The following is a 22,240-nucleotide window of genomic DNA, read 5'->3' on the forward strand; positions in this document are numbered from 1 at the left end:
GGTCGGCGTCGCCACGCCAGACTCCTGGCAATCTGTTCCAGGAGACGAACGATGAACCTTGCCATGATCCTGCCGATGTCGGCCTTTGCCCTGGCGGCGTCCATTTCACCGGGGCCAGTGAACCTGGTGTGCCTCAGCAGCGGTACTCGCTACCCCATCTCGCGCGGACTGCTCTTCGTTACCGGCGCCACCCTGGGATTCGTTGTTCTGTTCCTCGCCGTGGGCCTCGGGCTCTACTCACTGCTGACGATGGTGCCAGGATTGAAGGATGCCCTACGCTGGGCCGGGGTGGCATTTCTGCTCTATCTAAGCGTGCGACTGTTGCGGGATGATGGTCGCCTGCCGGAGGACGATGCCACGCGGGCACCGGGGTTTATGGCAGGCGCACTGATGCAGTGGCTCAACCCCAAGGCCTGGCTGGCGTCGGCCTCAGGCATTGGTGCCTACACCGGCGGCGATGTCGGCCTGCTGTGGTTGTTCGCAGCCCTCTATCTGCCCATCTGCTGGCTTTCACTGGGTAGCTGGGTCTATGTCGGCGCCTTTCTGCGCCGTTACGTGCAGCGCCCCGGCGTTCTGGTCGCCGTCAATCGGGGGCTGGCGGTGCTGCTAGCGGTCAGCTGCATCTATCTCTTGTTCGAGTAACGGGCTTCGGTACTGGTGGGGGGTAGCGGCCACCAGACGCTTGAAGGTGCGCTGGAAGTGCGGCTGGTCGCTGAAGCCAGCATTCAAAGCCGCCTCGGCAATGGGCTTGCCCTGCTTGAGCTGGCGTTGCCCTAGCTGAATGCGGCGATTGATCAGGTAGGCATGCGGTGTGAGCCCGAAGTGCTGCTTGAAGGCACGGATCAGGTGACCGGCGCTGTAGCCGGAGCGCTGGCAAAGGGCATCCAGGGATACTTCCTCAGCAACGTGCTCGTCTAGGTAGGCAGCCAATTCGCGCAGGGTGGCCGGCGGTAGTGAGCGCGGCCTGGCCGGCTGACCCGCCAAGTGGTGCATCAGCGCCGAGAGATATTCGACCAGCTCGCTCTGCTTGTTCAGGAGGTCGCGCTGCGGTTCCAGCAGGGCATCGGTCATACGGCGATAGCCGGCGTACCACCCAGGGTCGGCGATGACGGCGGTGGGAATGTCCTGCCAGCACGGTGTATCGATCAGTCGCGCTGCATGGCGCAGCCGAGTCAGCCACCCGGCGTCCACGTAGAGCATGCGGTAGGCCCAGGGCTGGCCGTCAACAGGATTGCAGGCATGCACCCAGTCCGGGTTCATCAACACCAGGTGTCCGGCGTGGATGCGATATTCATCATCAAGGTAATGGAAGGTGCTCTCTCCAGCAGTCACCGCCCCCAACGACCACTGGGTATGGCTGTGACGGGCGTAGCCGACCTGGCGGCCATCCTCGACCACGCGCAACTCCACGTGGGGCATACCTGGATCGCGCCAGAAATGGGGCTGGTGGGTAAGTGCCATGCTCGGATCGTCTCGCGACCAAGGAAAGAAGCGTGCTCAGCCTCGATGCGATAACTCTACGACATTCGCCGCCGTCCTTCGAGGATGCTGGCTACTCGGCAGCGCTGCGCGCTGCAATCGCGAATGAATTCGCTCCCACACTGGAAGTGGTGCCGAGGTAGATGATGGTAGTGGCCTGACCCAGCAGCGCTGCGCGCTGCAATCGCGAATGAATTCGCTCCCACACTGGAAGTGGTGCCGGGGTAGATGATGGTAGTGGCCTGGCCCAGCAGCGCTGCGCGCTGCAATCGCGAATGAATTCGCTCCCACATGGGAGTGGCGCCAAGGCCAATGTAGAAGTGACTTCAGTCACGATGAGGTTGGGTTGGCCGGCAGCGCTGCGCCTGGCTAGCGGGTCACGTTAGTCGTTCCAGACACCCCTTGCGGCGCACGATGTTCTTGTAGTCCCACTGGATGTCCCGCGCCTTACCAAGCCAGCGGCGTAGCTCCTCTGCATCGATCTGCTCCACCGCGGTGTAGCGGGCCTCGGCGGCCTTGAAGCTGCCTTCCTTGCGCAGCCCGCTCTCATCGAAGGATTGACCACTCCAGAACAGCAGCCGCACGCAGTGCTTGAGCTTGCTGTAGCCGACAATAGGATTGCCATTCAGGAACCACACGGGATGCGCGTGCCATAGCTTGCTGTCGGCCTCCGGCAGGTGCTGGTCGATCAGCTCGGCCAGGCGATCACATATCTGCCTGTCGGCTGGTTCTTGCCGGTTATGGTAGGTCTGGATATCTGGATGCATGCGCCCTCCTGCGGTTAGTCGAGTTCACCTCAGGAGAGTCGGTGAAGCGGGCTGCCATTCGACAGCCGCTCCACGAGGGAGCGGCCTTGGCGTGGCGGGAAGCGCGTCTCGCTTAGAACTCGCTCCAGTCATCGACGGCTTCGGCAGGTTTCTTGTAGCTCTGCTTGGGCTTGTCGGTGGGTGCCGGAACGCGCTGCTGGGCCTGAGATGCATCGCCCTGGCCAGCATCGTGATGGGTCAGTTGGCCGGGCGGGTGGCCGGTGTGTGAGGCCTGGTCGCCGACGCGGAAGGTGGCGATCAGCTCGGCGAGGCGTTTGGCCTGGTCTTCCAGCGAGGTGGCGGCGGCGCTGGTCTGCTGTACCAGCGAGGCGTTCTGCTGGGTGACCGAGTCCATCTCGGTGATGGCGCTGTTGATCTGCTCGATGCCGCTGTTCTGCTCGCGGGTGGCGCTGGAGATCTCGCCCATCAGGGCAGTGACCTGGCGGATCGACTCGACGGTCTCGCCGATGGTGGCGCCGCTGCGTTCGGCCTGCTCGGCGCCGCTAGCGATCTTGGTGGTGGTCTCTTCGATCAGCGCGCGGATCTCCTTGGCGGATTCGGCGCTGCGCGAGGCCAGGTTGCGCACCTCACTGGCCACCACCGCGAAGCCGCGGCCCTGCTCGCCGGCCCTGGCGGCCTCGACCGAGGCGTTGAGGGCCAGGATGTTGGTCTGGAAGGCGATCGAGTCGATCACGCCGATGATGTCATTGACGCGACTGGCGCTGGTGGAGATCTCGCGCATCAGCTGCACGGTGTGCTCGACCTCCTGCCCGCCGGCTTCGGCGCGCTGCGAGGCAGACGCGGAGAGGCCATCGGCCTCCTGGGCGGTCTCGGTGTTCTTGCTCACCGTGGCGGCCATCTGCTCCATGCTGGAAGCCGTTTCCTGTAGCGCCGAGGCCTGCTGCTCGGTGCGCGAGGAGAGATCCTGACTGCCCGAGGCGATCTCGCCGGCACCGAGGAACACACTGTCGCTGCTGCTGCGCAGCGACACCACCAGGGTCTTGATCTTGTCCTGCATTCGCGCCAGAGCGCTGTAAAGCTGGCCGATCTCGTTGCGGCCGCGGTCGCGGATCTGCCCGGTGAGATCGCCGTCGGCTATGCGCTCGAAGTGATCGATGGCCTCACGCAGCGGTGTGACCACCACCCGCATCATCGCCAGGCGAATCGCCACGGCGGCAAGCAGCGCCACCACCAGCAGTGTCACGGCGATCATGGCAACGATATCGCCGAGCCGTCCGACCTGCTCGATCACCGTGTCGCCACGCCGCTCGGAGTAGGCGACGAAGTCCTCCATGGCGGCGTCGAGCTCGGCGCCGAGGTCGGCCATCTCATCCTGGCTGCGCTGTATCTGGAAGGGCGCGGCGTCCATTAGCGGCTCGAGCCCCTCTACCACATAGGCGTCATAAGCGGCGATGATCGCCTCGACATAAGGGGCGCGCGAGTCGTCGGCATCGATAGGCACGGCGCGGAACGCATCGAAGCGCTCATGAGCGCCGGCCAGCGCTTCCCGCGCCTGCTGCTGGCTCTGCTGGCCGCGTTCTGGGTCACCTTGAGTGCTGAGGCTGGCGAAGCGGTCCAGCATGATCTGCGCACGCAGCACGTTGACCTGGGTGCGGTTGGCCAGCGTGGAGAGTTCCACGTTGGTTTCCGCGAGCTCGTGGAGCGCCTCTTCACTGGTGGCGCTGGCGTAAAAGCCCAGCCCGCTGATCAAGCCGATCATCAGTACCAACGCGGCCAGCGCCGCCGTCAGGCTCCACTTGATGGATAGGTGTTTCATCTGCCTCGTCCCCCTGCGATGGCGATATTCAACATTTCATCGGCATGCAGGGAGCAGAGTTGAGACCCATCGACCCGATTACGACCAAAGAATAAGACGGAGCATTACTCGTCCACTACTACCTCGAAGCCACCGTAGATCAAGCGCTTGCCGTCGAAGGGCATGGGGTTGACGTCGGGCTGCAGGCGCGGGTCTTCCATCACCTTGGCCATGCCGCGGTCGCGTACCTCGCGGGACGGCCACAGGATCCACGAGAAGATCACCGTTTCGTCCGTCTGGCACTTCACCGCCATGGGGAAGGAGGTGAGCTGTCCATCGGGTACATCGTTACCCCAGCACTCCACCATCTGCAGTGCACCGTGCTCCTTGAACACTATCGCAGCGTCGCGGGCATGCTGAATGTACTTGTCGCGGTTGGCGGTGGGCACCGCGGCGACGAATCCGTCTACGTAGGTCATGGCTGTCCTCCTTCGTTGCTGGAGATGCCCGCGCCGGAGCGGGCGGAGATGTCTCTTCAACGAGTATCGAACGACACGCCGCGAAATCGACATCGACCAGACCTCGGGCATGCCAGGCGCTGCCCGTCTATGCTGATCACTAGGAGAGCTGCATACAGCGAAGGGAGGCGCACGCACAGGTCATTAGCGGCCCAGGCGGCCGAAGGAGCACTACCATGACCATTCCGATGACGCTACGGGAGTACCTCCGCGCCTGCGACATCGACTACGAGGAGGTGTCCCACCCACGCGAAGTCACCACCAGCCGTATCGCCCAGCGGTCGCATATTCCCGGCGATCAAGTGGCCAAGGCCGTCATGCTGCATGGTGAATCCGGCTATGGCCTGGCGGTCGTGCCCAGCACCCACGACACCGATCTCGACAGCCTGACGGCGCTGTTCAAGGAGCGCTTCGAGCTCGCTTCCGAAGAGGAGATCGTCAGGAGTTTCGACGACTGTGATCCCGGCGCCGCCCCTCCGGTGGGCCAGGCCTACGGACTCAAGGTCTATGTCGACGACATGCTGCGCCACCAGCCGGACATCTACTTCGAGGCGGGCGACCACGAAACCCTGCTGCACATGAGCGGCCGCGAGTTCGAACGCCTGATGGACGGCGCTCCCCACGGCCGCTTCAGCCACCATCGCTGACCCCACACCGAGGCCGCAAGCGCCTCGCCTTCCGCGCGCTGTCGGCCGGTGTCGCTTGCCGGCAGCGCGCACTGCACCTACACCTTGAGCATGGACACGCTTCCGGTATCCCATACCGCCGGCCGCGGGCCACTGGCGGTGATACGTTTTCTCGGCCTGGTGCTGCTCGGTGCCCTGGTCGGCGGCGTAGCCGCCCTGGCCGCGGTCGGCTTCGTGACGATCGTGCTGTGGCTCAACGAGGTGCTGCTGATATCGCCACGCAGCCGCATGATGTTCGATCAACGCGGCATGCTGGTCGCCGCCACCGTTGCCGTGCCGGCACTGGGCGGGTTGGTTGTCGGCTTGCTGCACCGTCATATTCCCGAGGGCAGGCCTCACTCTCCCGCCGACGTCATCGCCGCCGTGCAGACCCGCCGCGGCCGTCTGCCGGGCCGTGCCGGGGGCGTGTCGGCGCTTAGCGCGATGATCTCGCTGGGTGCCGGGGCGTCGGTGGGCCAGTACGGCCCCTTGGTGCATCTGGGCGCGACCCTGGGTTCGCTGGGCGCTCGCGTGCTGCGCATGGGCCGCTCGGACGACAACATCACCATCGCCTGTGGCGTGGCGGCGGCCATTGCCACCGCGTTCAATGCGCCGCTGGCGGGGATCGTGTTCGCTCATGAGGTGGTGCTGCGCCACTACGCCCTACGCGCCTTCGCCCCGGTGGCCGCGGCGGCCATCGTCGGCTATGTGATCGCCGCCAACGTGCTCGAGCGAGGCGCGCTGTTCCATGTCGCCGATACCGCCGTGCCACGCCCCTGGGAATTCGCCCTGTTCGTGATCATCGGCGGTCTGGGAGCCCTCGTCGCCGGCGGCTATATGCGCGCCATTCTGGACGTCGGGCGGTTGGCCGGCCGTCTGCCCCTGGCCGCGCCGCTGCGCCCGGCCCTGGCCGGCGCCCTGCTCGGCGTGGTTGCGCTGTGGGTGCCGGACATTCTCGGCATGGGCCAGGAGACGCTGCGCTTCGCTACCATCGCCGGGGCCTTCGGCAGCGGCGAGCTATTACTGGTGCTGGTACTCAAGCTGGCAGCCACCGCGCTCTGCCTGGGTATGGGCTTCAGCGGCGGTGTATTCAGCCCGGCACTGGTGATCGGCACCCTGTTCGGGGCGCTATGCGGCACCCTGGTGGGTGAATTCAGCGATGCGCCCCAGGCGACCTTCGTGTTCTATGCCGTGTGCGGCATGGTGGCAGTCACCGCGCCGGTGATCGGTGCCCCCCTGACCACGCTGCTGATCGTCTTCGAGCTCACCGGCAGTTACGCCCTGACCACTGCGGCACTCGCCAGCGTGACCCTGGCCAGCCCCATCGCCGCCCAGCTGTTCGGCCGCTCGCTATTCGATATCCAACTGCTGAACCGCGGCCTCGATCTCTCGGCGGGGCGCGGCCAGGCGCTGCTGCAGACCACGCCGGTGGCCGAGCAGCTGACCCGTGACTGTGTGACACTGGCGCCGCAGACGACGGTTCACGCGGCCATCCCGGCACTGAGCGAGGCACGCCATGCCGAGGCCTATCTGGTCGATGCCCGGGGCTGTTACCACGGCTGCGTAACGCTACCCGAGCTGGAGGCGGCGCAGCAGGCCGGCGAGTCGCACAGGGCTATCGTCGACTTCACCGAAACCGCGCGTCCGGTACTGCATCCCGATAGCTCGCTATGGGACGCCATGGCGCAGCTCGGGGAGATGACCGGCGAGGCCCTGGCGGTGGTCGACGCGGAGCGCGACGACGCCTTCCTGGGCGTGGTTTACGAGGCGCGCATCGCCCGCGCCTACCTGCGCCACAGTGATGCGTTACGCAAGGAGGAGCATGGCACCGGTTAATCTTGGCACGCTCGCCCTGCTACTGATCGGCGCGACAGCGCTGGCGAATGCCGCAGACGATGACACCCTGCATGTGCTGAGCTGGGGAGGCGCCTATGAGCGCGCGCAGCAGGAGGCTCTCTTCACCCCCTTTACCGAGTCAACCGGCATCCCGGTAGAGGTGCACCGCTACGATGGCGATCTGGCCCCGCTGCGCCGCGCGGTGGCCGAGGGCACGGTGCCCTGGGACGTCATCGACATGACCCGCAGCCAGGCCATGGCGGCCTGCGACGCCGATCTACTCGAGCACCTGCCGGCCGACCTGCCCGCCCCGGCGCCGGATGGCACCCCGGCCAGCCGCGATTTCCTGCCTGGGGCGATCGGTGAATGCGCCCTTACCCACAGCGTCTTCGCCACCGTGGTGGCCTACCGGCGCGACGCTTTCCCCGGCCAACGCCCCACCCACATCAGCGATCTCTTCGACCAGCAGCGGTTCCCTGGCCCACGCGCCTTGCAGCGCACACCGGCGGTCAATCTGGAGTGGGCGCTGCTATCCTATCGCGTGCCCCGCGAGGAGCTGTACGACCTGCTCAGTACCCGGCGCGGCCTGCATCTGGCGCTGGAGCGGCTCGACAGCCTTGATGAGATTCACTGGTGGGAGGCCGGCGACACCCCGCCTCAGCTGCTAGCCGATGGCGAGGTGGTGATGGCGTCGGGTTACAACGGCCGTTTCTTCGACGCCATGCTGGATCGGGAGATCCCCATCGAGATTCTGTGGGACGGCCAGGTACAGGAGTTCGAGACCTGGGCGGTGCCACGCGGTGCCTCGAATGCCGATGCCGCTCGCGACTTCATCCGCTTTGCCACCACCAGTGAGCGTCTCGCCGAGCTGGCGCGACGCATTCCCTACGGCCCGGCGCGCCATTCGGCCAGCCTGCAGGTCACCACGCACCCACACAGCGGACAGGACATGCGCCTGCATATTCCCACCCATCCGTTGAACAGCGCCGGTGCCATCGAGAAGGACGAGCAGTGGTATGCGCGCACCCAGGCGCGTATCGATGCCTACTTCGAGGACTGGCTGGCATCGCGCCCCTGATATCGGCTGCCAAGCAGGTCGCGGCTGGGGTATGATTGCCACCGACTCGCAGCCACGACGCACCGACATGCCCAGTATCGATGTGGTGATCCGCCTGACCCGTGACGAGTGCCTGGCTCACTATGAGGGCCGCGCCCAGAGCGTCCATACCCGCAGTATCGACGGTCGCAAGGTGGTGTTTCCCACCGCTGCGCTGACGCGCATCGTGGGCCGCGACGGTATCGACGGCGTGTTCCGGCTACACTTCACCGCGGCGGGCAAGTTCGCGTCCATCGAGCCGCTGCCGCGACGCTGAGCGTTTAAACCACAAACTCGACTTTGCCGGTCGATCAACTAGTCTCTAATCGACGACAGTTTACCTTCGGAAGCGCCCATGCCATGCCTCCTGGGCTACCGCTCGCCGCTGCGGTGGCTGCTGTTCAGTGCTCTGCTGATCACCGCTCCCCTGGCTGCGGCGGATCGCCCCGAACTCGAACGCGTCGTATTGCAGCTGGCCTGGTATCACCAGTTCCAGTTCGCTGGCTACTACGCCGCCAAGCATCAGGGCTACTTCCGTGAGGCTGGCTTCGAAGTGGAGATTCGCCACGGCGGTCATGACAGCTACGGCCGGCCCATTGACCCGATAGAGGACGTGGTGTTCGGCCGTGCCGACTTCGGCGTATCGCGCTCCGACCTGCTGATCTATCACAGTCATGGCCTGCCGGTGGTGGTACTGGCCAATATCATGCAGCGCTCGCCGCTGGTGTTTCTGACCCTGGAGGAACACGGCTTCACGCGCCTGGAAGAGGTTGGCGAGCGGCCGATCAGCGTCACCCTGCCCGACGTTGATACACGGCTCAGCGCCGAGACCCTGGCAAGCTTTCACCGCGCCGGACTCGACCTGGCACAGCTCAACAACCATACCCCAAGCTGGAAACTCGAGGACCTGCTCGACGGGACCACTCAGCTGATGCCTGGCTACCTCACCGACGCCCCCTACTTTCTCGAGGCGTTCGGCGCCGAGCCGGTCACGATCACGCCGGAGTCATACGGCATCGACTTCTATGGCGACCTGCTGTTCACCCGCACGTCGATGCTCGAAGACCGGCCGGAACGCGTCGAGGCATTCCGCAATGCCGCCCTGCGTGGCTGGGCCTATGCACTCGACAACGTCGAGGAAGTCGCCGAGCTAATTACCGAGTACTACCCGACTCGCAGCCCGCTCTACGATATTCATTTCTTGCATCACGAAGCCGAGAAACTACGTAGCCTGATGCAACCGGAGCTGATCGAGATCGGCTATATCAACCCATCGCGCTGGGAAAACATCGCCGACGTCTATCTGGAGCTCGACATGATCGAGCACTACGACCTGGAGGGGTTTCTCTACCAGCCGCCGGCCGACCCTGATGGTGCAGACCTGAAGCGCCTGGGGCGCTGGGCGCTGGGGGGCAGTGCCCTGCTGCTGCTGGCCATTGCCTTGGCAAGCTACCTGCTGATGATCAACCGCCAGCTACGTCACGAGGTAACGCGGCGCCACAAGGCCGAAGAGGCCCTTCGCGAGCTGGCGGAAAAGGATGGCCTGACCGGCATCGACAATCGCCGGCTGTTCGAGGAACACCTACAGCAATGCTTTGCCTACGCGCGCCGTCACAAGCAGCCGCTGACGTTGATCATGTTCGACGTCGATCACTTCAAGCAGGTCAACGACAGCCACGGCCACCTGGCCGGTGATCGCGTACTGGTGGAGATTGCCCGAATCACCCAGCAGGAGCTGCGCACCGAGGACCATTTCGCTCGCTACGGCGGCGAAGAGTTCGCGGTGCTGCTGCCCAATACCGACCACGGCGAAGCCCTGCAGGTGGCCGAGCGCATCTGGCGGGCCAACCGCCAACATCAGGTGACCAGCGACGCTGGCCCCATCGGCTATAGCCTGAGCCTCGGGGTGGCCAGCCTCGATGAGAGCGACCGAACCCCGCACGACGTGGTCAAGCGTGCCGACGAGCGACTCTATCAGGCCAAGCGCCAGGGCCGTGACTGCTATTTTGGGGCAGCTGACTACGCAGCCAGCAAATAAGTAGCACTAAATATGCGACTAATTTGCACTGCATAACCTGGGTTAAGGTGATGATGCCCAGAGAGGTTCACTGTAGGACGCGTGGGGTCAAGGACGGCCCATTGCGGCCAGGATGCCGCTCACACCCCCTGCTTGCCCTGATCGAGTCAGAGACCCGATCAGGGCAATCTTTTATGGGCGCTTCAGCTGGCGTCGGCTCTCGCCAGATCCCTGCGTTCCGGCAGCATGCCCCGGTCGAGAATGAAGCGGATGATCTCTTCTAGCCCCACTCCGTCGTAGAGGTTGGTAAACACGAACGGTCGCTCGCCGCGCATCTTCTTCGAGTCTCGCTCCATCACCTCCAGCGAGGCGTGCACCTGCTCGGCAATATCGATCTTGTTGATGATCAGAAGATCCGATTTGGTGATACCCGGGCCGCCCTTGCGCGGGATCTTGTCGCCGGCGGAGACGTCGATCACGTAAAGGGTGAGGTCCGACAGCTCGGGGCTGAAGGTCGCCGAGAGATTGTCACCCCCCGACTCCACCAGCACCAGCTCGAGCTTGGGATGGCGCGCCTGCAGGTCGTCGATGGCGGCGAGGTTCATCGAGGCGTCCTCGCGGATCGCGGTATGCGGGCAGCCACCGGTCTCGACGCCGAGAATGCGATCCGCCGGCAGCGCATCGTGCTTGAGCAGGAAGTCGGCATCTTCGCGGGTATAGATGTCGTTGGTGACCACGGCAATATCGTAGTGGTCGCGCAGCGCCAGGCACAGCTGCTTGAGCAGCGCGGTCTTGCCGGAGCCCACCGGGCCGCCGACGCCAACGCGTAAACAATGGGTCATGTCATGTCTCCTCTTGTACTCTTTCGTCATCATCCTGTCGGCACGGGCGACTCACTGGACTCACCACCCCACGCGTCCGAAACCCTGGCACCCCGGTCGGACTCCCGCGGTCGGAAAGACGGCACATCCCTGTGCCGGCTTTCCTCGCTCTTCTTCCCTGAAGATCGCCCGCATCGTCTCGACCGTGCTGCCAGCGGACGCGCGAGGTGGATTCGCCAGTGATCGCCCGGCCTAGCTAGGCACTTGGCACTTGGCACTTGGCGCTCAAGACTAGCTTCTGAATAGTCGGGAATATTGCGTTTCATGCAGCGCGCTGGCCATTGCCAGGCCGGGCAGCGCCGGGCCCAGTTCGTCGTCGTCCAGCTCTAGTGCGAGATCGACGGCCACGACCAGCGCCGGACGCAGCCGTTCGACCAACCGCTGAGCGGCGGTATGTCCCAGCGGCAGCGCCTTGCAGGCCACCGCCAGCTGATTTTCGAGCCAGGCCCAAGCGAAGCCGAGCAGTGCCTGACGCTGGGTCACGCCACGCATGCGGGCGGTCCAGGCGAACAGCGTCACGTAGCCGGCGTCAGGCGGCAGCATGCCACTATCCGGCAGTCGCTCAAGGCTTCCCAACAGACGCGCCAGCGAGGCGCCCAGCCGGCTGTCTTCCGCAGCCAATTCGGCGGTTTCGCGGTTAGCGGCAAGCCAGACATCCCACTCGGCGATGGCCTCGGCGTCGCCGTGCTCCCAGGCCGTATAAAGACCCGCCAGTGCCGGCAGATCGCAGTGGGCCAGTCCGTCGTCGAGCACCCCGGCCAGCCACTCGCCAAGGCTTGCTTCGTCGCTCACCCAGCCCAGTTCGAAGGCACTCTCGAGGCCCTGGGACCAGGCGAAGGCGCCGATCGGCAGCGCCGGGCTGACCAACTGTAGCAGGCCCAGCAGTGCGAGGTCGTCGCCCAGTGCTGGCGACTCAGTGGGCATGCGGGTGATCATGGTCGTGGACGTCCTCGTGTGAATGATCGTGGGCGTGGCCATGCGAATGGCTATGCGCGTGCCCACCAGACTGCTGATAGGCGCCCGGCTCGGGGTCGAAAGGCGCCTGGTGATGCTCGAGGGTTGCGCCCAGCAGCTCGGCCAGCTCCTCGAGCACATGATCCGGCGGGAAACGCACCCAACCCTGGTCGGGCCTGGCATCGTCGCTGCCCAGCGCCAGCTGCACATGGCGGTTGCCGAGATGATAGGCCAACCGCGCCAGCGGCAATCCGGCCGCCACTCGAGCGGTGACCACTGGCTCGTCGGCGGCTTCGATACGGATGACCTCGCCGCTTTCTGCGCGCAGCCCCTCGCCGGCGCGCAGCACCGGGCCGCGGTCGAGGAACAGGCCCAGTTCTTGGCCGCTATCGCTCACCGCCTTGAGGCGGCCCTTGGTGCGCGGCTCGAAGGCCAGCGTCAAGGTGTCGTTGGCCTGGCCATGCTCGATGGGCCCCAGGCGTTCAGTCAGTTTCAGCATCGTTCATTTCCTGTTTCCAGTGTCGCGCTCTTAGCCTATTGCCGCGGCTAACCCGGCGACAGGTCTAGGCGGGGGCGCTGTGAATACGTCCCTGTACGCTACCGATTCCTTCCCTGGAATCGGACCCCCGCTACGACCTGCCCCCGGCGCCGCTCACTGGGGTGGCCGCAGTCCATGGCTCGGCGCTTGGCGCTTGGCGCTTGGCGCTCGGCGCTCGGCGCTCGGCGCTTGGCGCTTGGCGCTTGGCGCTCAGAATAAGTGATAGCGCTGCGCCAGCGGCAGCTCGGTGGCCGGCTCGCAGGTCAGTAGCTCGCCATCGGCGCGCACCTCGTAGGTCTGGGGGTCGACCGTCAGTTCGGGGCAGCCGTCGTTGAGCTTCATATCGCCCTTGCGTACCCCGCGCACGTTCTTGCAGGCGGCGAGCTCGCTGTTGAGCCCCAACTGCGCCTTGATGCCGGCGTCGATGGATGCCTGGCTGACGAAGCTGAGCCGGGTCTGGCTGGCAGCGCGCCCCAGGGCGCCAAACATGTAGCGGTAGTGCACCGGCTGCGGCGTGGGGATCGAGGCGTTGGGATCGCCCATCGGGGCAGCGGCAATCATCCCGCCCTTGATCAGCAGTGACGGTTTGGAACCAAAGAAAGCCGGCTTCCATAACACCAGATCGGCCAGCTTGCCCACTTCCACCGAGCCCACTTCGTGGGCAATGCCATGAGTGATCGCCGGGTTGATGGTGTACTTGGCGATATAGCGCTTGGCCCGGAAGTTGTCGGCACCCAGCGCTTCGTCCTCGGGCAGCAGGCCGCGCTGCACCTTCATCTTATGTGCCGTCTGCCAGGTACGACAGACCACCTCACCGACCCGGCCCATGGCCTGGGAGTCGGAGGCGATCATCGAGATCACGCCCATGTCGTGGAGGATATCCTCGGCGGCAATGGTCTCGCGGCGAATCCGCGAGTCGGCGAAGGCCACGTCCTCGGGAATATTGGGGTCGAGGTGATGACACACCATCAGCATATCGAGGTGCTCGTCGATGGTGTTGACCGTGTAGGGGCGGGTCGGGTTGGTCGACGACGGCAGCACATAGGCCTTGGAGCAGGCAGTCAGGATATCCGGTGCGTGACCGCCGCCGGCCCCCTCGGTGTGATAGGTGTGGATGCCGCGCTCCTTGAAGGCGGCCAGGGTGTCCTCGACGAAGCCCGACTCGTTGAGGGTGTCGGTATGGATCGCTACCTGTATGTCGTACCTGTCGGCCACGCTCAGGCAGTTGTCGATGGAGGCCGGCGTGGTACCCCAGTCCTCGTGCAGCTTGAGGCCCATGGCGCCGGCCTCGATCTGGGCTTCCAGCGCCTCCGGCAGGCTGGCGTTGCCCTTACCCAGCCAGCCGATATTCATCGGCAGGTCGTCCACCGACTGCAGCATCTTGCCGATGTGCCAGGCGCCGGGGGTACAGGTGGTGGCGTTGGAGCCGGTGGCCGGCCCGGTGCCGCCACCCAGCATGGTGGTGATGCCGCTCATCAGCGCCTCCTCCACCTGCTGAGGGCAGATGAAGTGGATATGCGCATCGATGCCGCCAGCGGTGAGGATCTTGCCTTCGCCGGCGATGACCTCGGTACCCGGGCCGATGACGATCTCCACGTCGGGCTGAGTATCGGGGTTGCCAGCCTTGCCGATGGCCGCAATGCGGCCGGCCTGGAGGCCGACGTCAGCCTTGACGATGCCCCACCAGTCGAGGATCAGCGCGTTGGTGATCACGGTGTCCATCACCGCCGCATCGACGCGCTGGCTCTGCCCCATGCCGTCGCGGATCACCTTGCCGCCGCCGAACTTGACCTCATCGCCGTAGTGGGTGGCGTCCTTTTCCACTTCGATCCACAGCTCGGTATCGCCCAGTCGAACCCGGTCACCGACGGTGGGACCGTACATATCGGCGTAGGCCTGCCGGCTGATGCTATTGGTCGGTTTCATGACTGACCTCCCTGGCCTGGTTGGTCGAGACTCCCCATGACGTCGCCGCGGAAACCATAAATATAGCGGCGCCCGACGAAGGGAATCAGCGTCACCTCGCGGGTCTGCCCGGGTTCGAAGCGGATCGCGGTGCCCGCGGCCACATCGAGGCGGAAGCCGCGCGTCTTGTCGCGGTCGAAGACCAGCGCCGGGTTGGCTTCGGCAAAGTGGTAGTGGGAGCCGATCTGCACCGGCCGGTCGCCGGTATTGGCGACCTCGACGCTGATTCGCTCACGTCCGGCACAGAGTTCGATCTCGCCGTTCTTCAGTTGATACTCACCGGGAATCATGGGGCGGCCTCCTTACACTATCGGCGAATGAACCGTGACCAGCTTGGTGCCATCGGGGAAGGTGGCTTCCACCTGCACTTCGTCGACCATCTCGGCCACGCCCTCCATGACGTCGTCGCGGCCGATGATCTCGCGACCATAGCTCATCAGGTCGGCCACGCTGCGTCCGTCGCGTGCGCCCTCCATGATCTCGAAGCTGATCAGTGCCACCGCTTCCGGGTAGTTGAGCTTGAGGCCGCGGGCCTTCCGGCGTTCGGCAAGCTGTGCGGCAGAGAACAGCAGCAGCTTGTCCTTGTCTCTCGGGGTAAGTTCCATCGCGCGCTCCTCGTATCTGGTCGATGTTTGTCGGCAGCGCTGCGCGCTGCATCGCGGTTGAAACCGCTCCTACATTGGGCCGCGGCTCTGCTCCCTTGTGGGAGCGACGTCAGTCGCGATGATGTTGACTGCACCATCATGTCAGCCAGATGCGTGGCGTATGCGCCTGGCACCCCAGCAGCCGCGGCCTGAGCAGTTCCCAGGCCTGCTGGCACAGCGCCCAGGCTTCATTGCGCTCGCAGCCCAGGTAGCGCAGCAGCAGCACGCCGTGACGCAGGGTCACTGCCCAGCGGTTGTTGTCGGGCAGCGCCTCGCGCAGTACGTCGATGGCCGCCGTTGCGTCCGCATCGCCGAGACCCGCGGCCCACAGCGTGGCCTGGACGCTGGCACCGCCCTGGCCCCAGCGACCATGAAAGCGAGGATGCAGTGGGTCCAGCGGCTGACGCTCCAACCACAGCGGCTTGCCATCCCGGGTCAGGCGGAAACGCTGATCGATGCGCCCGGAGACATACGGCAGCTGGCTGGCTGGCCGGCCCAGCGCCAGCACCTCCCACCCCAGGCAGCGCGCAGCGCCGTGAAGGGCGATCTCGGTGTGCTGTGCGCCCCGCGAGCCATCGAAGGCAATGGTCTCCTGAGGCAGCCACTCGAGGCTGGCGCCGTCGTCGACGCTGAGCCGGGTGTGCTGCTGCCAGGCCACGCCCTGGCTGTCAGCCTTGTAGAGCTTATTGGCCGCCGGTGTGGTGAGCAGTGCATGGCTTCCGGTGGCCAGACGCGCCGAGATATTCAAGGCATCGCCGCTGACCAGGCCGCCGGGGGGATGCAGCAGATAAACGTGACAGGCCCCTTCGCGGCCTTCGGGAAAGAAGGGGCGTTGCACCCGCAGCGGCCCCTGATGACGCGCTTGCACCATTCGGGTGACCCCATCGCGGCGCTCGAATCCCAGCGCCAGCGAGGCCGCCCAGCGGCGCTCGGTATCGAAGCGATGCCCCGAGTCATGAGCGGTTGGCAGGGCCTGCGAGATAGCCGTCATCAAATGGATTCCATCAATGAAGTGTGCGATGCGTAATACGAAGCAAGGGGCGTACCATTTTGGTGAATTGCTATTTTCACCATTAAAAATCAGCACTTTGAAATGTATACAAGGTCGCCACCAGGGCTTCGATGCACCACACAAGCGCCCAGGCGAATGCCTTTTGCACCAGATGAGCGCACTGACTACACGCTGCGCACCATCAAGAGGCAAAACGCCCGCCGCGGTATGGCCGGGCGGGCGCTGGGCGCTTCAGCGCCTATACCGTCAGGTGCTGCTTGATCAGCTCGTCCGAGAGCTCGGTGATGGGGCCCTTGGCCACCTCTCGGCCGCGATCCATGATCACGAACCGATCGGCGTACTTGCGCGCGAAGGGTAGCTTCTGCTCCACCAGCAGCACGGTCAGGCCATCTTCATCGATCAGCTTGCGAATCACCTCGCCGATCTGGGCGACAATATTGGGCTGGATGCCCTCCCCTGGCTCATCGAGGATCAGCATCCTGGGCTCGATCACCAACGCCCGGCCGATGGCCAGCTGCTGTTGCTGGCCACCGGAGAGGTCGCCGCCGCGGCGGTGGCGCATCTCCTTGAGCACGGGAAACAGCTCATAGACACGTTCGGGGATACTGCGCTTGCCGTCACTGCGAGCCGCCAGGCCGGTGCGCAGGTTCTCCTCCACGGTCAGCAGCGGGAATATCTGCCGCCCCTGGGGCACATAGCCGATGCCCAGTCGCGAGCGCTCCTCGACCCGCTTGCGGGTCAATTCAACATCGTCGGCGAAGCGCAAGCTGCCGTCGGCCACCCGCTCCTCGCCCATCACGCACTTGAGCAGCGTGGTCTTGCCCACGCCGTTGCGGCCCATCACACAGGTACACTCACCTGCCGGCACGTCGAGGGTGAGGTCCCACAGGGTATGACTTTCCCCATAATAGTGATTGAGCTTGTCGACCTTTAGCATCAGGCGGCCTCCTCGCTTTCCCCGAGGTACACTTCGATTACCCGCGGGTCGCTCTGCACCTGGTCCATGCTGCCCTCGGCCAGCACACTGCCCTGGTGAAGCACCGTGACCTTGCGCGCAATCGAGCGCACGAATCCCATGTCGTGCTCGACCACCACCACCGACTGCTTGCCGGCCAGGCCGGTGAGCAGCTCGGCGGTGCGCTCCATCTCCTGCTCGGTCATGCCAGCCACCGGTTCGTCAACCAACAGCAGGCGTGGGCGCTGCATCAGCAGCATGCCGATCTCCAGCCACTGCTTCTGACCGTGGGAGAGGATACCCGCCGGCCGTCGGCGCAGCTCGGCAAGGCCGGTCATCTCGAGCACCTCGTCGATCCACTCGCGGGCCGGGCCATCGAGGCGCGCAATCAGGGTCGGCAGCACTCGCTTGTCGGCGGTCATGGCCAGCTCGAGATTCTCGAACACCGACAGCGCCTCGAACACCGTGGGCTTCTGGAACTTGCGGCCGATACCCAGCGTGGCGATCTCGGGTTCGTTCATGGTCAGCAGATTATGACGTGCGCCAAACCACACCTTGCCCTGATCGGGCCGGGTCTTGCCGGTGATGATGTCCATCATGGTGGTCTTGCCGGCGCCGTTGGGGCCGATGATGCAGCGCAGCTCGCCGTCGTCGACGGTGAGGTTGAGGTCGTTGATGGCCTTGAAGCCATCGAAGGTCACCGTGACGTCCTCCATGTAGAGGATCGGTCCATGGCGCACGTCCACCGGCGACTCGGCGGGCACCATGAAGTCGAAGACACGGTCGCGCTGGGCGAGCGATTGGATCAGGCTCATGGGGTCACCTCTTGTCCGGGAGCAGCATCGCTTTCATCTCGACGCCGCTTGAAACGATAGGCCAGCAGGCCGGCGACGCCCTTGGGCAGGAATACCGTGACCAGCACGAACATGCCCCCCAGCGCGAATAGCCAGGCGTCCGGCATCACCCCGGTGAACACGGTCTTGGCATAGTTGACCAGGATGGCGCCGATCACCGCACCATACAGGGTCGCACGGCCCCCCAGCGCCACCCACAGCACGATCTCGATGGAGAACAGCGGCGAGAACTCGCTGGGGTTGATGATCCCCACCTGTGGCACGTAGAGCGCGCCGGCAAGGCCGGCAAGCATTGCCGAGACCACGAACACGAACAGCTGGAAGCGCTCGACCCGATAGCCGAGAAAGCGCGTGCGCGCCTCGGCGTCGCGGGTCGCCACGCAGACCCGGCCGAGCTTGCTGCCGACGATGGCGCGACACAGCAGATAACTGGCGCCAAGCGCCACCCCGCTGGCCAGGAACAGGCCCAGGCGGGTCTCGTTACTGCGCAGGTTGAAGCCCAGGATGTCGCGGAAGTCGGTGAGACCGTCGCTGCCGCCAAACCCCATCTCGTTGCGGTAGAAGGCCAGCATCAGGGCAAACGTCAGCGCCTGGGTGATGATCGACAGATAGACCCCGGTGACCCGCGAGCGGAACGCCAGGAAGCCAAACACCAGTGCCAATGCCCCAGGCGCCAGCAGCACCATCAGGAAGCCGAACCAGGCCATGTCGAAGCCTAACCAGTACCACGGCAACGACTCCCAGCTGAGGAACACCATGAAGTCGGGAAGCACCGGATCCCCGTAGGTGCCACGGTCGCCGATCTGGCGCATCAGGTACATGCCCATGGCGTAGCCGCCGATGGCGAAGAAGGCACCGTGCCCCAGGCTGAGAATGCCCAGATACCCCCACACCAGGTCCACCGCCACGGCCAGCAGCGCATAGCTCAGGTACTTGCCGAACAGGTTCACGGTATAGGCGTTGACGTGCAGCGGGTGCCCCGCCGGCACCACCACATGCAGTAGCGTGACCAGGGTCATCGCTGCCAGCAGCACGCCGATGAACAGCTGGGTCGAACGCTCATTGAACGGTTGCGTTAACCACATCGCGATCAGCCCTCCGCCGCGCGGCCCTTCTGCGGAAAGAGTCCGCGGGGGCGTTTCTGAATGAACAGGATGATGAACACCAGCACGATGATCTTGGCCAGCACGGCGCCCGCCCAGGGCTCCAGAACCTGGTTGATCACGCCCAGCGAGAGGCCGGCGACCAGGGTGCCCCAGAGGTTACCCACCCCGCCGAACACCACCACCATGAAGGAGTCGATGATGTAGTTCTGGCCGAGGTTGGGGCCGACATTGGTGAGCTGCGACAGCGCCACCCCGGCGAGCCCGGCCACCCCGGACCCCAGGCCGAAGGTGAGGATATCGACACGCGTCGCGCGAATACCCATGGAGCGGGCCATGGCGCGGTTCTGGGTGACCGCGCGGACCTCGAGGCCGAGCCTCGTGCGGCGCATCACCAGCATCAGCGCGGCGAATACCACCAGCGCAAAGCCCAGCACGTACATGCGGTTAAGGGTCAGCGATAGCGCATCGTTGATCGCCACCGAGCCGCTCATCCACTCGGGAGTGACCACGGTACGGTTGAGCGGCGAGATGCCGGTGCGTACCAACTGCTGGAGGATCAGGCTGACGCCGAAGGTGGCCAGCAGCGTCTCCAGCGGCCTGCCCTTGAGGAACTGGATCACGCTGCGCTCGATGGCGATCCCCGCCAATGCCGCAACCATGAACCCGGCAGGTATCGCCAGAATCAGCGCCAGCCCCGGCTGGCCGGGCAGCAGCTGCTGCATCATCCAGGTGGTGTAGGCGCCGAGCATGATCAGCTCACCGTGGGCCATATTGATCACGCCCATCACGCCGAAGGTGATCGCCAGACCGATCGCCGCCAGCACCAGCACCGACCCCATCGAGAGGCCGAAATAGAGCGTCTCGGCGGCGCGGTTCAAGCGCAGGTTCTGCTCGATGTTGGCCAGCGCCGCGGTAGCCGCCTGGGCGAGCGCCTCATCGTCGCTGCTGGTGGCGCGGTTGAGGGCAATGCGTGCCGACGAGTGCAGGCTGCCGTCAAGATGCTCGACGGCCTGGATATCGCCCTGCTCGAGGCGATGGATGGCCAGTGCCAGGGTCAGGCGCTGGCGCACACGGGCATCCTCTTCTTCTTCGATCAAGGCTTCGATGGGCCCGGCAAGATCCTCGTCCACCTCGCCCAACAAGCGTTCCGCCGAGGTGCGGCGCTGGTCAACATTGGGCGAGTAGAGGTCGACCACCGCGATCACGCTGCGCAGCTGGTTGCGCAGCGCGTTATTGATGCCGATGCGGTCGAGGTCGCGACGCGACATCTCGCCCAGGTCTTCACCGCTCAGGGCATCTTCCACCGGCCAGTCGCGGCCGCTGTTATCGAGCACGATCACGAAGCGGCCATCATCGGCACGCTGCAGGCGGCCATCGAGCAGCGCCTGCAGCCAGCCGCGGGCGCGTTCGTCGTCACTGGCGACGATGGCATCGATGGCCTCGCCCTTGGCCGGAAAGCTGTCGACGTCGAGCGCTTCCAGCAGTTCGATGGCGGCCTCGTCGTCAGCCGAGGGCTGGGCGTGGGCGGTCAATGGCACGACCAGCAGCACCAGCAGCCAGAGTAAAAGGAGACTCCTCATGGGTTCGTCCTTTGCGATAGGGAGTAACGAATAGGTCGAGCAGGCGTGCGCCCCGCCGCCATAAGGCGACGGAGCGGGGGCTTATCACTCTTCGGCGAGGGCTTCTTCGGCTTCTTCGGCCGCGGTGCTGCCGCCACAGGAGCCGGTGGCCACGTTGTAGTTACCGCAGCGCATCGGTGCCTGCCAGTCGGCCATCAGGTCACGCGAACCCGGCAGGAAGTCGGACCAGGCATCGCCAGCCACGGTGGATGGCGTCTGCCAGACGATGTCGAACTGGCCATTATCCTGCACTTCGCCGATAAGCACCGGCTTGGTGATGTGGTGGTTGGGCATCATCGCCGCATAGCCACCGGTGAGGTTGGGCACGGTGACACCGATGATCGCGTCCTTGATCTCGTCAGGGTCGGTGGTACCGGCCTTGCGTACCGCCTCGGCCCACATGTTGAAGCCGATATAGTGGGCTTCCATGGGATCGTTGGTGACCGCCTCTTCATCGTCGTTCCAGTCGATCCAGGCGTCGATGAAATCGTAGTTTTCGTCGGTATCCACGCTCATGAAGTAGTTCCAGGCCGCCAGATGGCCGACCAGAGGACCGGTGTCGATACCCGAGAGCTCCTGCTCACCCACCGAGAAGGCGATGACGGGAATGTCGGCGGCGTCGATGCCCTGGTTGCCCAACTCGCGATAGAACGGCACGTTGGCGTCACCGTTGATGGTCGACACCACCGCGGTGGGCTTGCCCTCTTCACCGAAGCGGCGAATCTCGCTGACGATGTTCTGCCAGTCGGAGTGCCCGAACGGGGTGTACTCGACCATGATGTCCTCGTCGGCCACGCCATGCTCATCCTTGAGGAAGGCCTCGAGGATACGGTTGGTGGTCCGCGGATAGACGTAATCGGTACCGATCAGCGCGAAACGCTCGATGCCGACCTGGTTGATCAGGTACTCCACCGCCGGAATTGCCTGCTGGTTGGGCGCGGCACCGGTATAGAAGACATTTTCGGAGGACTCCTCGCCCTCGTACTGAACGGGGTAGAACAGCAGCCCGTTGAGTTCCTCGAACACTGGCAGGACCGCCTTGCGCGAGACCGACGTCCAGTTACCGAAGACCACATCGACCTCATGCTGCTCGAGCAGCTCGCGAGCGCGCTCGGCAAACAGCGGCCAGTCGGAGGCCGGGTCGACCACCACCGCCTCGAGCTCGCGACCCAGTAGGCCACCCTGCTCGTTCTGCTGCTCGATGAGCATCTCGACGGTGTCCTTGAGGGTCGACTCACTGATCGCCATGGTGCCCGAGAGCGAGTGCAGGATACCGACCTTGATCGGGTCGTCGGCCAGCGCCTGGGCGCCGCCAGTCAGAGCGCCTGCAGCCAGCATGGCGGTAATGAGACGGCGGGGAGTGAAGGATGCCTTGGGTGCGTTCACGTGATTCTCCTTGCAGAACCTGGTTGTTATGCGCCAACGGAGGGGCGTGTTGGCCCACTGCGGCGGCGTGGTGTCCAGCGCCGCATCGGCCAGCGACTGGCGATGCGGCGAGGCGACTGCAAGGGAGTTACCGCAAGGGCTATGCCAACCCGA

General features: G+C 64.9%; 22 protein-coding genes. 6 read left to right on the top strand and 16 right to left on the bottom strand.

Going from position 1 to position 22,240, the window contains the following annotated elements:
- Positions 1 to 51 precede the first annotated feature (51 nt).
- Positions 52 to 642 carry a LysE family translocator gene (locus BLT16_RS17755; protein WP_089660001.1) on the top strand — a complete coding sequence of 197 codons (591 nt, stop codon included), beginning with the start codon at positions 52 to 54 and terminating at the stop codon, positions 640 to 642.
- Here the strand turns inward: BLT16_RS17755 and BLT16_RS17760 are convergent.
- From BLT16_RS17760 to BLT16_RS17775, 4 genes are all read right to left on the bottom strand, one after another.
- Positions 607 to 1,461, bottom strand: coding sequence for an AraC family transcriptional regulator (locus BLT16_RS17760; protein WP_218124469.1), 855 nt, complete (start codon positions 1,459 to 1,461; stop codon positions 607 to 609). The two genes, BLT16_RS17755 and BLT16_RS17760, sit on opposite strands and share 36 nt — an antisense overlap.
- Positions 1,462 to 1,856: 395 nt before the next feature.
- A complete protein-coding gene (locus BLT16_RS17765; protein ID WP_089660003.1) occupies positions 1,857 to 2,246 on the bottom strand; it encodes a DUF1801 domain-containing protein in 390 nt (129 codons plus the stop codon).
- 112 nt (positions 2,247 to 2,358) lie between these two features.
- Entirely contained in the window at positions 2,359 to 4,062 is a 1,704-nt protein-coding gene (locus BLT16_RS17770) for a methyl-accepting chemotaxis protein (protein WP_089660005.1), read from the bottom strand.
- Between the two features lie 104 nt (positions 4,063 to 4,166).
- Positions 4,167 to 4,520, bottom strand: coding sequence for a DUF1428 domain-containing protein (locus BLT16_RS17775; RefSeq protein ID WP_089660007.1), 354 nt, complete (start codon positions 4,518 to 4,520; stop codon positions 4,167 to 4,169).
- 215 nt (positions 4,521 to 4,735) lie between these two features.
- On the opposite strand from BLT16_RS17775, the gene BLT16_RS17780 reads away from it, so the two are divergent.
- The 5 genes from BLT16_RS17780 (at position 4,736) to BLT16_RS17800 (ending at position 10,194) form a co-directional block, all read left to right on the top strand.
- Positions 4,736 to 5,206 carry an aminoacyl-tRNA deacylase gene (locus BLT16_RS17780; RefSeq protein ID WP_089660009.1) on the top strand — a complete coding sequence of 157 codons (471 nt, stop codon included), beginning with the start codon at positions 4,736 to 4,738 and terminating at the stop codon, positions 5,204 to 5,206.
- 90 nt (positions 5,207 to 5,296) lie between these two features.
- Positions 5,297 to 7,060 carry a chloride channel protein gene (locus BLT16_RS17785; RefSeq protein WP_089660011.1) on the top strand — a complete coding sequence of 588 codons (1,764 nt, stop codon included), beginning with the start codon at positions 5,297 to 5,299 and terminating at the stop codon, positions 7,058 to 7,060.
- A complete protein-coding gene (locus BLT16_RS17790) occupies positions 7,047 to 8,138 on the top strand; it encodes an extracellular solute-binding protein (RefSeq protein WP_089660014.1) in 1,092 nt (363 codons plus the stop codon). The genes BLT16_RS17785 and BLT16_RS17790 overlap by 14 nt, the downstream gene beginning before the upstream one ends.
- A 31-nt stretch (positions 8,139 to 8,169) precedes the next feature.
- Complete coding sequence (locus tag BLT16_RS17795) at positions 8,170 to 8,433, top strand: DUF2835 family protein (protein WP_340148271.1); 264 nt, start codon at positions 8,170 to 8,172, stop codon at positions 8,431 to 8,433.
- A gap of 78 nt (positions 8,434 to 8,511) precedes the next feature.
- Positions 8,512 to 10,194, top strand: a complete 1,683-nt coding sequence (locus tag BLT16_RS17800) for a GGDEF domain-containing protein (protein WP_089660016.1) — start codon at positions 8,512 to 8,514, stop codon at positions 10,192 to 10,194.
- A gap of 182 nt (positions 10,195 to 10,376) precedes the next feature.
- On the opposite strand, the gene ureG is transcribed toward BLT16_RS17800, so the two are convergent.
- From ureG to urtA, 12 genes are all read right to left on the bottom strand, one after another.
- On the bottom strand, positions 10,377 to 11,015 hold the full coding sequence (gene ureG / locus BLT16_RS17805; RefSeq protein WP_089660018.1) for an urease accessory protein UreG: 639 nt from the start codon (positions 11,013 to 11,015) through the stop codon (positions 10,377 to 10,379).
- 270 nt (positions 11,016 to 11,285) lie between these two features.
- Positions 11,286 to 11,978 (bottom strand): urease accessory protein UreF, encoded by a 693-nt coding sequence (locus BLT16_RS17810; protein WP_089660123.1) that lies wholly within the window; start codon positions 11,976 to 11,978, stop codon positions 11,286 to 11,288.
- Positions 11,968 to 12,507 (bottom strand): urease accessory protein UreE, encoded by a 540-nt coding sequence (ureE, locus tag BLT16_RS17815; protein ID WP_089660020.1) that lies wholly within the window; start codon positions 12,505 to 12,507, stop codon positions 11,968 to 11,970. The genes BLT16_RS17810 and ureE overlap by 11 nt, the downstream gene beginning before the upstream one ends.
- Before the next feature lie 249 nt (positions 12,508 to 12,756).
- Positions 12,757 to 14,472, bottom strand: coding sequence for an urease subunit alpha (gene ureC / locus BLT16_RS17820; protein ID WP_089660022.1), 1,716 nt, complete (start codon positions 14,470 to 14,472; stop codon positions 12,757 to 12,759).
- Positions 14,469 to 14,801, bottom strand: a complete 333-nt coding sequence (locus BLT16_RS17825) for an urease subunit beta (protein WP_089660024.1) — start codon at positions 14,799 to 14,801, stop codon at positions 14,469 to 14,471. The genes ureC and BLT16_RS17825 overlap by 4 nt, the downstream gene beginning before the upstream one ends.
- Positions 14,802 to 14,813: 12 nt before the next feature.
- The gene (locus tag BLT16_RS17830; protein ID WP_089660027.1) at positions 14,814 to 15,116 is read right to left on the bottom strand and encodes an urease subunit gamma; all 303 of its coding nucleotides are present in this window, start codon (positions 15,114 to 15,116) and stop codon (positions 14,814 to 14,816) included.
- A gap of 136 nt (positions 15,117 to 15,252) precedes the next feature.
- Entirely contained in the window at positions 15,253 to 16,146 is an 894-nt protein-coding gene (locus BLT16_RS17835) for an urease accessory protein UreD (RefSeq protein ID WP_089660029.1), read from the bottom strand.
- 259 nt (positions 16,147 to 16,405) lie between these two features.
- A complete protein-coding gene (gene urtE, locus BLT16_RS17840) occupies positions 16,406 to 17,104 on the bottom strand; it encodes an urea ABC transporter ATP-binding subunit UrtE (protein WP_089660031.1) in 699 nt (232 codons plus the stop codon).
- A complete protein-coding gene (gene urtD / locus BLT16_RS17845) occupies positions 17,104 to 17,937 on the bottom strand; it encodes an urea ABC transporter ATP-binding protein UrtD (RefSeq protein ID WP_089660033.1) in 834 nt (277 codons plus the stop codon). The genes urtE and urtD overlap by 1 nt, the downstream gene beginning before the upstream one ends.
- The gene (gene urtC / locus BLT16_RS17850; RefSeq protein ID WP_089660035.1) at positions 17,934 to 19,061 is read right to left on the bottom strand and encodes an urea ABC transporter permease subunit UrtC; all 1,128 of its coding nucleotides are present in this window, start codon (positions 19,059 to 19,061) and stop codon (positions 17,934 to 17,936) included. The genes urtD and urtC overlap by 4 nt, the downstream gene beginning before the upstream one ends.
- Positions 19,062 to 19,066: 5 nt before the next feature.
- Positions 19,067 to 20,662, bottom strand: a complete 1,596-nt coding sequence (gene urtB / locus BLT16_RS17855) for an urea ABC transporter permease subunit UrtB (RefSeq protein ID WP_089660037.1) — start codon at positions 20,660 to 20,662, stop codon at positions 19,067 to 19,069.
- An 84-nt stretch (positions 20,663 to 20,746) separates the two neighbouring features.
- Entirely contained in the window at positions 20,747 to 22,039 is a 1,293-nt protein-coding gene (gene urtA, locus BLT16_RS17860) for an urea ABC transporter substrate-binding protein (RefSeq protein WP_089660125.1), read from the bottom strand.
- Between the last annotated feature and the right edge of the window lie 201 nt (positions 22,040 to 22,240).

Source organism: Franzmannia pantelleriensis (assembly GCF_900102875.1).
Taxonomy (GTDB): domain Bacteria; phylum Pseudomonadota; class Gammaproteobacteria; order Pseudomonadales; family Halomonadaceae; genus Franzmannia; species Franzmannia pantelleriensis.